Annotated in this window: 12 protein-coding genes and 1 other annotated feature (1 of these 13 cut by a window edge); of the genes, 10 read left to right on the forward strand and 2 right to left on the reverse strand. The window is 31.1% G+C overall.

The features are described from left to right. Positions 1 to 36: 36 nt before the first annotated feature. The 7 genes from HF295_RS00600 to HF295_RS00630 are packed head-to-tail and all read left to right on the forward strand — an operon-like array spanning position 37 to position 8,701. Complete coding sequence (locus tag HF295_RS00600; protein ID WP_312031903.1) at positions 37 to 480, forward strand: MarR family winged helix-turn-helix transcriptional regulator; 444 nt, start codon at positions 37 to 39, stop codon at positions 478 to 480. Next, positions 464 to 2,296, forward strand: a complete 1,833-nt coding sequence (locus HF295_RS00605; RefSeq protein WP_312031904.1) for an ABC transporter ATP-binding protein — start codon at positions 464 to 466, stop codon at positions 2,294 to 2,296. The genes HF295_RS00600 and HF295_RS00605 overlap by 17 nt, the downstream gene beginning before the upstream one ends. Further along, positions 2,293 to 4,149 (forward strand): ABC transporter ATP-binding protein, encoded by a 1,857-nt coding sequence (locus tag HF295_RS00610; RefSeq protein WP_312031905.1) that lies wholly within the window; start codon positions 2,293 to 2,295, stop codon positions 4,147 to 4,149. Before HF295_RS00605 ends, HF295_RS00610 begins: the two co-directional genes overlap by 4 nt. A 9-nt stretch (positions 4,150 to 4,158) precedes the next feature. Continuing rightward, a complete protein-coding gene (gene rimO, locus HF295_RS00615; protein ID WP_312031906.1) occupies positions 4,159 to 5,478 on the forward strand; it encodes a 30S ribosomal protein S12 methylthiotransferase RimO in 1,320 nt (439 codons plus the stop codon). Next, positions 5,468 to 6,397 carry a DUF368 domain-containing protein gene (locus tag HF295_RS00620; protein ID WP_312031907.1) on the forward strand — a complete coding sequence of 310 codons (930 nt, stop codon included), beginning with the start codon at positions 5,468 to 5,470 and terminating at the stop codon, positions 6,395 to 6,397. Before rimO ends, HF295_RS00620 begins: the two co-directional genes overlap by 11 nt. Continuing rightward, complete coding sequence (locus HF295_RS00625) at positions 6,387 to 7,532, forward strand: M20 metallopeptidase family protein (RefSeq protein ID WP_312031908.1); 1,146 nt, start codon at positions 6,387 to 6,389, stop codon at positions 7,530 to 7,532. The genes HF295_RS00620 and HF295_RS00625 overlap by 11 nt, the downstream gene beginning before the upstream one ends. Beyond that, positions 7,532 to 8,701 carry an amidohydrolase gene (locus tag HF295_RS00630; protein WP_312031909.1) on the forward strand — a complete coding sequence of 390 codons (1,170 nt, stop codon included), beginning with the start codon at positions 7,532 to 7,534 and terminating at the stop codon, positions 8,699 to 8,701. The genes HF295_RS00625 and HF295_RS00630 overlap by 1 nt, the downstream gene beginning before the upstream one ends. A 39-nt stretch (positions 8,702 to 8,740) precedes the next feature. On the opposite strand, the gene HF295_RS00635 is transcribed toward HF295_RS00630, so the two are convergent. Then, positions 8,741 to 9,244 (reverse strand): inorganic diphosphatase, encoded by a 504-nt coding sequence (locus HF295_RS00635; RefSeq protein WP_312031910.1) that lies wholly within the window; start codon positions 9,242 to 9,244, stop codon positions 8,741 to 8,743. A gap of 135 nt (positions 9,245 to 9,379) precedes the next feature. Here HF295_RS00635 and HF295_RS00640 point away from each other — a divergent pair, with 135 nt between their 5' ends. Genes HF295_RS00640 through HF295_RS00650 form a run of 3 tightly spaced genes read left to right on the forward strand, consistent with a single transcriptional unit; the run spans position 9,380 to position 11,288 of the window. After that, a complete protein-coding gene (locus tag HF295_RS00640; protein ID WP_312031911.1) occupies positions 9,380 to 9,775 on the forward strand; it encodes a PTS sugar transporter subunit IIB in 396 nt (131 codons plus the stop codon). Further along, entirely contained in the window at positions 9,772 to 10,038 is a 267-nt protein-coding gene (locus tag HF295_RS00645; protein WP_312031912.1) for an HPr family phosphocarrier protein, read from the forward strand. The genes HF295_RS00640 and HF295_RS00645 overlap by 4 nt, the downstream gene beginning before the upstream one ends. 2 nt (positions 10,039 to 10,040) lie before the next feature. Then, complete coding sequence (locus HF295_RS00650; protein ID WP_312031913.1) at positions 10,041 to 11,288, forward strand: MFS transporter; 1,248 nt, start codon at positions 10,041 to 10,043, stop codon at positions 11,286 to 11,288. A 51-nt stretch (positions 11,289 to 11,339) separates the two neighbouring features. On the opposite strand, the gene trpS is transcribed toward HF295_RS00650, so the two are convergent. Continuing rightward, positions 11,340 to 12,335, reverse strand: coding sequence for a tryptophan--tRNA ligase (gene trpS / locus HF295_RS00655; protein ID WP_312031914.1), 996 nt, complete (start codon positions 12,333 to 12,335; stop codon positions 11,340 to 11,342). A 36-nt stretch (positions 12,336 to 12,371) separates the two neighbouring features. Continuing rightward, positions 12,372 to 12,463, reverse strand: a binding site (T-box leader); it runs 99 nt beyond the window's last position.

The raw sequence follows: 12,463 nt of genomic DNA on the forward strand, positions 1-12,463 counted from the left end.
TTTTATACTTATTATATGTATAAAAGGAGTAATGAAATGAACAATCAACATGAAAGAATGATTAATAAGTATCATCATAAATTTTTAGAAGAAAAGTTTAAGGAATTTAATTTAGGAAGGGCTGAAGCTCCTTATATCAAAATGATTTACCATCAGAGTCCTATCAAGATGAACACATTAATCTCTAATGTGGTTTTTCATAAGTCTCATACAACAAGAGCCATCAATCAAATGGTTAAAGATGGACTTATTACCAAGGAAAAAGACTTAGAAGATAAACGATCGTACATCATTACCATTACTCAAAAGGGGATCAAAGTGGCAGAACAAGTCAAGCAAATCTTAGAGGAATGGGAAAATTTAATCGATAGTGCTTTAAATGAAGAAGAGCGAAATCAATTAAATATTATGAGAGAAAAAGTATACTATAAATTAAAGGAACACTTTGAGGAGGATTTACAAGATGAAAAAAATGTTTAATTACTTAAAACCATATAAACTTCAAGTTTTCTTTATCTTGATTCTTGTGACTTTTACTGCTTTAGGTATGTTATTGTTGCCAGATTATATGAGTAAAATTATTGGTGAAGGTTTAGATGCAGAATACCAAGTATTGGTTGATAACGAATGGCAGGTTGTTGAAGAATGTAGTATCGAAGTAAATCCTGATACTTGTAGGGTTATTCAAACATCAGATTTTAATGTGATTTTAAAATATGGTGGCATCATGCTTTTAGTTACTTTGGCTTCAACTTTAAGTTTTATTGGATTAATGTATTTATCAAGCGATGTATCTAGTAAAGTTGGTCGAGATATTAGAAGAGACTACTATAATAAAATTAATGATTTATCTATTTACGAAACAGGAAAATTTGGGACATCTACATTAATTACAAGAGCAACGAATGATGTTATGCAAGTTCAAAATTTCTTAATTATGGCTTTAAGAATGGTCTTACGAATACCTATTATTTTTATTGGAGCATTGGTTTTTTCATTACAAAAATCAGTAACTCTAACACTAGTTATTTTAGCTGGTGTTCCTTTGCTAGGTATTGTGATTGTGATTGCATTTAAACTTGTCTTACCTTTATTTAAATTATTCCAAAAACGAGTCGATAAAATGACTTTAGTGACGAGAGAAAGTATCAATGGTGTAAGGGTCATTAGAGCTTTTGGTCAAGGTGATAGAGAAGTAGAGAAATTTAATGAGTCGAACCAAGATTTAGCTGATGTAGGTTTAAAAGCTGGAAAAATCATGGCAACCCTAAATCCAACAATAAATTTGATATTTAATCTTGTGATTTTAGCAGTAGTATTTTTTGCTTACCATATGGTTTTAGATGGAAAAATAATTGATTATCAAGGCTTGGGGAATGTATCAGCTTTAATTCAATATGCTATGCAAATGCTTTTTAGTATTCTGATGTTAACGATGACCTTTATTATGTATCCTAGAGCCGAAGTGTCAGGTAAAAGAATTCAAGAAATTTTGGAACTTGAATCTTCTATTATTGATACTGCAGATGATTCTTATAGTGATTTTAATTTCAAGGGTGAAGTTGACTTTAATGAAGTTTCATTTAAATTTCCTGATGCTGAAAAAAATGTCTTAGATAACATTAGTTTCAATGCAAAACCAGGTGAGACCATAGCAATAATAGGTTCAACTGGTTCTGGAAAATCTACAGTAGTTAATTTATTGCCTAGATTTTTTGATATCACCGGTGGGTCCTTAAAAATAGATGGTGTTGATATCAAGAATATTAAATTATCTAAATTAAGATCTCTCATTGGTTTTGTTCCTCAAACAGCGACTCTGTTTTCTGGTACTATTAAGTCAAATATAGCTTATGGGGTTGAAGAACCTTCTGATGAAGAAATAGTTAAAGCTGCACAAATCGCTCAAGCTGAAGAATTTATTTTAGAATTAGATGATACTTATGATGCTGTAGTTGAGCAATCTGGAAATAATTTTTCAGGTGGTCAAAAACAAAGGCTTTCTATAGCCAGAGCGATTATTAGAAAACCAAAAATATTTGTTTTTGATGATAGTTTTTCAGCACTTGATTTTAAGACTGATTCAACATTAAGAAAAGCTTTGAAAGAAGAAATAAAAGATGCAACAATCTTTATTGTTGCTCAAAGAATAGGGACCATTATGGACGCTGATAAAATTATTGTTTTACAAGAAGGTAAAATGGTTGGCATAGGAAAACACAAGGAATTATTGGATACATGTGAGGTATACAAAGAAATAGCCTTATCTCAATTAGATGAGGAGGAAATACGATGAAAGAAAAAGAAAATAACAAACAAAGCAATCAATCAAAAGGTCCAAGACGTGGTATGGCCATGGGTATGCCTGCAGAAAAACCTAAGGATTTAAAAGGAACAAGTAAAAGGCTTTTAAATTATATTGGTAATTATAAATGGCATTTACTCTTCATTATTATATTGACGATATTAGTATCCGCTGTAGCGGTTGTTGGTCCAAATCTAATTAGATACATTATTAATGGTTTACAACAAATGATAACAGGTGAAATTACTAAAGAAGAAGGCATGAGAACAGTTTCTACTTTCTTTATCGCCATTGTTTCGTTGTATGCTATACGTTTCATCATTGAAGTATTGTTAATGCTTATAGGAAATAAAGTCAGTATCAATATTGGCTTAAAAATGAGATCTGATCTTAGAGACAAATTAGAGAAATTACCAATTAAATATTACGATGAAAGACAAACTGGTGACATACTATCAGTATTTTCAAATGATGTGGATGTTGTGATTAACTCTATACAACAGAGTTTAATTAACATAATTTCATCAACATTTATGGTGGTAGGTATCTTGGTTATGATGTTTATCATCTCATGGAAATTAACGTTAATAGCCTTAGTGGCCTTACCTTTATTTGTATTAGCAACAGCCACTATTGCAAAAAAATCTCAAAAGAAGTTTAAGGCTCAACAAAAAGAATTAGGGGTTTTAAATGGCCATATCGAAGAAAACTTTACTGCCAGCAAGATCGTTAAGTTATTTAATAAGGAAGTAGAATCTTTCCAACATTTTGATGATATTAATGTTAATTTGGCAAAAGAAATGAAGGGTGCACAATTCTTATCCGGTCTTATTCGACCTATTATGGAATTCATATCAAATATAGGTTATGCTTTAGTGGTTATTGTTGGTGGATACTTGGCTGGTTTACCAAGCCCTTTACTAATTGGGGACATCACAGCCTTTGTTCAATATCAAAGATCTTTTGTAAACCCAATATTAAATATAGCGAATATTGTTAATCAATTACAATCAGCGATTGCAGGAGCTGAGAGAATTTTTAGAGTTATTGATGAAACAGAAGAAATTAATGAAGTTTTAGAAACAGAATATGACTTAAAGGAAATCACTGGAGAAGTTGAGTTTAAAGAAGTAGACTTTTCTTATTCAGAAGAAACTGAACTCATCAAAGCTCTTAATTTGCATGTGAAACCAGGTAAACAAATAGCAATAGTTGGACATACTGGTGCAGGGAAAACCACCTTAGTGAATCTTTTAATGCGTTTTTACGATATTAATAGTGGAGCTATTACCATTGATGGTCAAAAAACAACTGAAATTCCTAGAGTTGTCTTAAGAAAGCATTTTGGTATGGTTTTACAGGATACATGGTTGTTTTCTGGAACCATTAAAGAAAATGTTGCTTATGGGAAAAAAGATGCCAGTGATGAGGAAATTATTGAAGCGTGTAAAAAAGCCCATGTACATCATTTCATTGAAACTTTACCAGAGGGTTACAATACCTTGTTAAAGGAAGATGCTGATAATATATCTCAAGGACAAAAACAGTTATTGACTATTGCAAGAGCAATTTTATTTGATCCAAAAATTTTAATTTTGGATGAAGCTACATCTTCTGTGGATACTAGAACAGAAAGTTATATTCAAAACGCAATGTTGAAAATGATGGAAGGCAAAACATCTTTTGTTATTGCTCATCGTTTGTCAACTATTAAAAATGCTAATACTATTTTAGTGATGGAACAAGGAAAAATTGTTGAACAAGGTAATCATCATGAACTCTTAGAAAAACAAGGGGTTTATGCTGACTTGTATAATTCACAATTTTTAAACAAACCAATTTAGGAGTTATTTATGAAAATAGGATTTATCAGCTTAGGCTGTGCAAAAAATTTAGTAGATTCAGAAATGATTTTGGGTATCTTACAACAAGCAGGATGTATTATTGTCAATGATCCTGAAGAAGCTGATGCCATTTTTGTGAATACCTGTGGATTTATTGAATCAGCAAAAACAGAAACATTAGAAACTATTTTAGAAATGGCTTCTTATAATAAAAAATTAATTGTTACAGGATGTTATGCAAAAAGGTATAAAGAAAAACTTGAGAAGGAAATGCCTTTTATTGATAAGATAATAACCTTGCAAGACTACCCTAAAATTCATTTAATTTTGAATGATTTGTTTTCAGAAGAACATATGAAATTTTCCCCTTTAAGGTATGAAAATCGTCTTTTAACGACATCTCATTATTCTCCTTATGTGAAAATAGGTGAAGGGTGTAACAATAATTGTACTTATTGTGCTATTCCTCTTATTAGGGGAAAATTCCGTTCAAAGCCATTTCAAGATGTTTTATCTGAATGTCAATTGTTAGTAGACAATGGTGCAAAAGAGATTAATTTAATTTCGCAAGATACTTCTAGGTATGGTTCTGACTATAATAAGCAAAATAAATCTGAATTACATCATTTAGTTCATGAAATATCTCTATTAGAGGGCATTGAATTGGTTAGGGTCCTTTATTTATATCCTGATGAGATAAGTGATGATTTAATTGAAGAAGTTAAAACTAATCCTAAGGTAGCCAAATACTTTGATATTCCAATTCAACATATTTCTTCTACAGTTTTAAAAAGAATGAATCGCCGTGGTAACAAAGAGTTTATTGAAGACTTATTAAACAAAATTAGAAGAGAAATTCCCCAAGCGATTATTAGGACAACATATATTGTTGGTTTTCCAGGAGAAACTCATGAAGATTTCAACCAATTATATGAATTTACAGAAAAATTTCAATTTGATCGTTTAGGGGTATTTGCTTACTCAAAAGAAGAAGATACAGGTGCTTATTCTATGACCAATCAAGTGGATGAGTTAGTTAAGGAAGAACGCTTAGAAAAAATAATGAAATTACAAAAACGTCTTAGCCGTCAAGTAAATAAGAAGCAACTTGGATCAATACATAATACTTTAATTGAAAATTATGACCCTGAAACGAAATTTTATTATGGAAGATCATTTGCATTCGCTCCAGATGATATTGATGGTATGATTGTATTTCAGTCTAATAAGCCTTTAGAAATAGGGCAAATGGTCAATGTGAAGATAAAAACATTCTTTGGCTATGACTTGATTGGAGACAGGGTAGAAGGTGAAGACAATGTTTCTTGAGTTAATAATTAAAGGATTTATTGTGGGTATAGCTTTCATCATTCCTGGAGTCAGTGGTGGAACTTTAGCTGTATATTTGGGTATTTATAAAAAATTATTGGATTCTATTGGCAATATTTTTACAGATTTTAAAAATTCAATGAAGTTTCTTATACCTTTCGCTATTGGAGGGGTCATATCTGTTTTAGGTCTTGCTAAATTGTTTGGAATCTTGATTGAATGGAATTCATATATCGTTTTGATGTTCTTTATTGGTTTATTGGCTGGTGGATTAAAGCATATCTATTTAAAATCTCAAGTTAAGTCTTTGCATTTGCCATCATTAATATCTGGTGGTTTAGCTTTTATGCTATTATTGCTAGTGATTATTATTGATAAGACCAAGAGTACAGAAGGAATTGAATATTTTAATTTGGTATTTACGGATTATTTAATAATTATTGGATTGGGCATTGTTGGTGCTACCACGATGATTATTCCTGGCATTTCTGGTTCAGCAATGTTAATGGTTCTAGGTTTTTATACAGCCATTGTAACTAATGTTATAGGGAATGTATTAAACTTTGATAATCTATCTTATAACTTACGAGTTCTAGTATTTTTCGCTTTAGGTATATTTATTGGAATTATATTATTTTCAAAGCTTATTTCTTTCTTGTTAGATAAGTATCCAAAACAAACATATTTTGCTATATTAGGATTTATAATAGCGAGTATTATTGGAGTTTTCTTAGAAATTAAAGACCCTAATTCTAACGTTTCATTTGAAAATCAAAAACCTATATATCAAGATTTATGGACTTATATTTCTGAAAATCCATGGATTGTTATTATAGGCTTAACTTTGTTGGTTTTAGGATATATTTCAAGTCAATATTTAACTAAAATAGAATTGAAAGGAAGTCAAAATGAATCTTAAAGATTATGTTATTGAAAAAAGAAGACATTTTCATCAATTTCCTGAAGTTGGTTTTCACTGTAAGAAAACTTCTCAAGATATCGAGGTTTATTTAAGAGAATTAAAAGTTGATCATATCCACCATGTGGGTGTTCATTCTCTTATTGGAGTTGTTCAAAATGGTCAGGGACCAACCATAGGTTTAAGGGCGGATTTTGATGCTTTAAATATCTTGGAAGATACAGAGCTTGATTTTTCTTCTAAAAACAAGGGTAAAATGCATGCTTGTGGTCATGATGCTCATACAGCTATGTTATTGGGAACTTGTAAATATCTTACAGAACATAAGGAGGAATGGACAGGCACTATTAAGTTTATTTTCCAAGAAGCTGAAGAAGGTCCTGCGCCTGGTGGAGCCTTAGCCATTGTGAAATCTGGTCTATTAGATGATGTTGAAGATTTTTATGCTTTGCATGTTTCACCTCAGTATGAGACTGGTGTTATGGCAATAAATTATGGGCCAGCCATGGCCGCAGCTGATACTATTCATATAGAATTTATAGGTAAGGGTGCTCATGCTGCTTTGCCTGAAGAAGGTATAGATCCTATCATTATGCAGGCTGAATATATCATGTCTATACAAAATATAATTACTAGAAAAATTTCTCCAATGGAACGTTCAGTTATTACCATTGCAAAAGTAGAAGCTGGAACAACCCATAATGTTATTCCTGAAAATGCAAAGCTTATGGGAACGGTAAGAACCTTTTCTCAAAATGTTAGAGATAAGATTAGACAAGAACTTGAAAAACTTGCTATGTCTATTGCGAATAGACATGGAGGCAAATTGAAATTTAAGTATGAATATGGTTATGATCCAGTAATTAATAACAAAGATTCTGTTGATTTCTTTGTTCAATCAGCACAGGCGGTTCTTGGAAAAGACTCAGTTGAGATTTTAGAATTACCTATGGCTGGGGGAGAAGATTTTTCAAGATATATCAACTTAAAACAGGGAGCACTTGCTTGGCTTGGTGTTAAGCAAGTTGATAAAGAAACTCACAACATTCATCATCCTAAATTTAACTTGAATGAAGATGCGTTGATGAATGGTGTTCAAATATTTATTGAGTTAATTAAAAGGAGGAATCATTAATGTATTTAATTAAGAACGCGAATTTGTTAAGCATGGCAGACATCAACTATGAGATTACAGATATTTTAATTGACGGAAAAGAAATTAAAAAAATAGGTAAACTGAATGAATCAGATTACCCACAAGCTAAAGTCATTGATGCTAAAGAGAATTATGTGACACCTGGATTAGTAGATCCTCACTGTCATATTGGTCTATACGAAGAATCGATTGGCTTTGAAGGGTCTGATGGTAATGAAATGACATCACCTGTCACGCCAGAGTTAAGGGCTATTGATGCTATAAAACCTCAGGATGTTGCTTTTATTGAGGCTAGAGAACATGGAGTAACAACTGTTGTCACCGGACCTGGTTCAGCCAATTGTATCGGCGGTACATTCACTGTTATAAAAACTTATGGAAAAACAATTGATGATATGATTCTTGTGCCTGAAATATCTATGAAAATGGCTTTAGGTGAGAACCCTAAGAGAGTATATAGTTCTAAATCTCAAACACCAGCAACTAGGATGGCAACTACAGCGGTTATTAGAGATGCCTTATCAAAAGCAAGAGACTATAAGGATAAGATTGATGAATATGAGCAAAATAGAAAAGCCAATAAAGAAGCTAAGAAACCTGAATTTAATATGAAGTGGGCATCTTTAGCAAGAGTATTTGATGGATTGCAAGTTAAAATTCATGCTCATCAACAAGATGACATTGTAACTGCTATTAGAATTATAGAAGAATTTGGGTTAGATGGTACGATTGAACATTGTACTGAAGGACACTTAATCACTGATTATTTGAAGGAACATAATCAACAAGTTATCATTGGACCTACTTTAGGTTCAAAATCTAAATATGAATTAAGAAACAAAACCTTTGAATCAGGAAGAATATTGAAAGAAGCAGGAATTGAATTTGCTATTATGACTGACCATCCTGTTATTCACGCTTCAAGTAATTTAACACAATTAGGCTTATTTGTAAGAGAAGGTCTGGATGAGTTGGAAGCTTTTAAAGCAGTGACTATAAATGCTGCTAAAATAACTAAAATTGACCATAAAGTTGGAAGTATCGAAGTCGGAAAAGATGCAGATATAGTTATTTGGAATGGACACCCATTACATTATATGACAAAAACACAAATGGTCATGATTAATGGTGAAATCATTCACCAATAAAAAAATACAAGGGATTTTATGAAAATCCCTTGTTCTTTTTTACAATTTTTTTGATAATTCTTCAGTGTATCTAACTTGACATTCTTCAATCAATTCAATGGCATCTGCTTTAGAATAGTAATCTAATACTTTTACATGGTGACCAGGTTCAAGAATTTTATAGTTTTCAAAAAACAACTTAATTTCTCTCAATTGAAGAGATTTAATATCACTAATATCATTAATATCATCAAATCTTGGATCAGCATCTACAACAGCGATGATTTTTTGATCTCTTTCTCCTGAATCATACATGTCTAAATAACCAACAACTCTAGCATCAACAATACAACCCGGAAATGTTTGGGTAGTAGCTAAAACTAAAATATCAAGCGGATCATTATCCTCAGCTAATGTTTTTTCAATAAAGCCATACTCTGCAGGATAAGTCATTTTAGAATATAAGACCCTATTTAATTTTATTCTATTCTTTTCTTTATCAATTTCATATTTATTTTGTGTACCCATAGGAATTTCGATGACTGCTTCGATAATTCTTGACATAATATCACCCTCTCGAAAAGATTATATAGGATATTTGGTGCAAATGCAATATGAATGAAAGGAAAATATTAGATTTTATCTATTTTTTTTGATAGAATATGATAAAATATTTACATAGAAAAAGAGGTGACTTACATGAATGACATCATTGTCTTTGGAAATATAACAACTTGGTTAAAATATAATTTTTGGTGGATATTAATATTATTGGTTCTTTTACTTGTACTTTTTGGTTTTATTAGATTACAGAGAAAACCTAAAATAGTAAAACCTAAATCTGTAGAAGATGATCAAATACTTTCAATCATTGAATCATACGGCGGAATAAATAACATTAAGGCTGCTTTTTTAGATGGTAAAAGACTAAAAGTTGAATTAAAGAGTTTAGATCTTCTAGATATAGAAAGATTTGAATCATATGGAGCTTCAGGTATTTTCATATCAGGCAATCACATTAAAATGGTTTTGCCTTATGATATGCAAAAATTAGTAGATAAAATTAACAATGAAATTGATGGAGGAAAATCATGATTGAAGAAAAATTTAAGATTGTTTATTCACAAGGTTTACAGGCAAGACCAGCGACTAAACTTGTATCAAAAGCCAATAGTTTTCAAGCAGAAATGTACATGGAATATAATGATCGAAAAGTGAATTTGAAATCTATTATGGGTGTGCTTTCATTAGGTGTTCCAGCAAATTCTAAAGTAAAGATTTCTGTTTCAGGTAGTGATGAAGATGATGCTTTCAAAGCGATTTCAAGAATTATCACTGAAATAAATGAGATGGTGTAAGTATGTCAAGTATTAAAGAACACAAAGGACAAATGCTCAAATTTGGTATGTATGGGTTCTTAAAAAATCTAAGATTTTTTGAACCTTTTTTAATATTGTTCTTTTTAGCAACGGGTGACCTCAATTTATTCCAAGTTGGTTTATTAGTTGCCATAAGAGAAATAATTATTTATATTGTAGAGATACCATCAGGAGTCATAGCTGATATGTATGGTAAGAAAACACAGTTAGTTATGTGTTTCCTATTTTATATAATCTCTTTTCTCATCTTTTTCTTAGGAGGATTTTATCCTTCATTTTGGATTTTTGTAATTGCTATGTCTCTCTTTGGTTTTGGGGAAGCATTTAGGTCGGGAACCCATAAAGCAATGATTATGCAATTTCTTGATGTTGAGGACATTGTTGAACCCAAGAGTGAAGTATATGGAAAAACAAGATCAATGTCATTAATCGGTTCAACAATCATGAGTCTTATTTCAATTGCGTTGATAATCCTTGTAAAAGGTCAATACCATTGGTTGTTCTTGGCTGCAATTATACCTTATGCAATTGACTTGTTAATGATTTTAACTTATCCAAAATACATGAACGAAAGAAAAGAAACAACATTTAAATTAAAACAATTTTTAAAAGAAAACTGGGAAAGTTTAAAATATGTCTTTACTACAAAAAAAGTAAGAGGATTTGTTTTTGATGCCTCAGCTTTTCAAGCTGGTTTTAAGAGTATAAAAGACTATATTCAACCTTTGATTTTAGCTGCAACTATTGGTTTGTATGTCTTTAGTGAAAACCAAAATGAGGAAGTCTATATTGGAATTATCTATGCTATTATCTATATTATCTCAGCAGTTGCAAGTGCAAACGCTTATAAACTTGAAGCAAAGATTGATAAAGTAAAGATTATAAATTATGCTTGGTTATTCATGGGAATCGTATCATTAATCTTAGGATTCTTTGTTGGAAACATCTATGTTATTATGGTTGCATTTATACTTATGTATATCCTTCTTAATATTAGAAGGCCTATTATGGTTCAAGAAATTGGTGATGTTACAGCAGAGGGAAGAAGAGCAAGTGCACTGAGTATCCAGGCTCAATTAACATCATTATTATTGGTTGTTTTTGCCCCTTTGATTGGTTTGATTGCAGACTATTCTTATGATTTATTATTCAAACTCGTGGGTATTACAATGATTTCTATCTTTGTTATAGCTGCTATTACTAGAAGAAAGTTACAATACACTAATTAATTTATGATAAAATAAAAGACTTTCATTTTACATCCATGAAAGTCTTTTTTCTTATTTTCTTCCTAATCCAATTTTTTGTTTACACTTTCTCATTTTTTTAAAGGCATATTGATTTGCAGTATCTCTTCCCTTATCTAAGATTTCTTGTAACTTATCAGACTTAATTAGGGCTTGATATTTTTCTTGAATAGGTTTTAAAACATCGACAATTGCTTGTCCCAAATCCTCTTTAAAATTTTTATAACTTGACTCCTTGTATTTCTCAACAATTTCTTCAATACTTTGATCACTCATGCTAGCAAAAATATTTATTAAGTTTGCTAATCCAGGTTGGTTTATTGGGTCAAACTGAATGATAGCCAGTGAATCTGTGACTGCAGAAGCAATTTTTTTCTTAATAAGATTTTCATTATCAAATAAAGTGATGTAACCCTTAGGATTATCTTCAGATTTCGACATTTTTTTATTAGGGTCTTGTAGATCCATGATTCTTGCGCCTACCTTAGGAATGATAGGTTCAGGAACTGTAAAAAAGTTATTATAATAATGATTAAATCTCTCTGCGATATCTCTTGTGAGTTCTAGATGTTGTTTTTGATCATCACCTACAGGAACGTAATCAGCATCATATAATAAAATATCAGCTGCCATTAAAGCTGGATAAGTGAATAAAGAAGAAGTGATGGATTCTTGTCCTTTTTGCGCCTTATCTTTAAATTGTGTCATTCTTTCTAATTCGCCCATGTAAACATTTGATTGTAATATATAGCCCAATTCTACATGTTGAGGAACTTCTGATTGAATAAACAAAACTGTTTTTTCTTCATCTAAACCACAAGCTAAATACATAGCAGCTATATCCAATGTTCTTTGACGTAATTCGTGGGGAACTTGTCTAATAGTAATGGCGTGTAAGTCTGCGATGAATAAGAAAAATTCATCATCTTTTCTTTCTTTTTGTAATTTAACAAACTGTTTTATAGCTCCAATATAATTGCCTAAGGTTAAACTACCTGTAGGTTTTATACCTGATACGATTCTTTTCATATTATCTCTCCATTTCTAAAAAAAAATCGTCCTTATATAAAGGACGATTTATTACCGTGGTACCACCTTAGTTCTAGTAAACTAGCACTTAAATCTTTAACGCAGATCTACGGATGTCTTTAGCACCT

Origin of the sequence: Hujiaoplasma nucleasis (genome assembly GCF_013745115.1) — a bacterium.
Classification (GTDB): domain Bacteria; phylum Bacillota_I; class Bacilli_A; order Izemoplasmatales; family Hujiaoplasmataceae; genus Hujiaoplasma; species Hujiaoplasma nucleasis.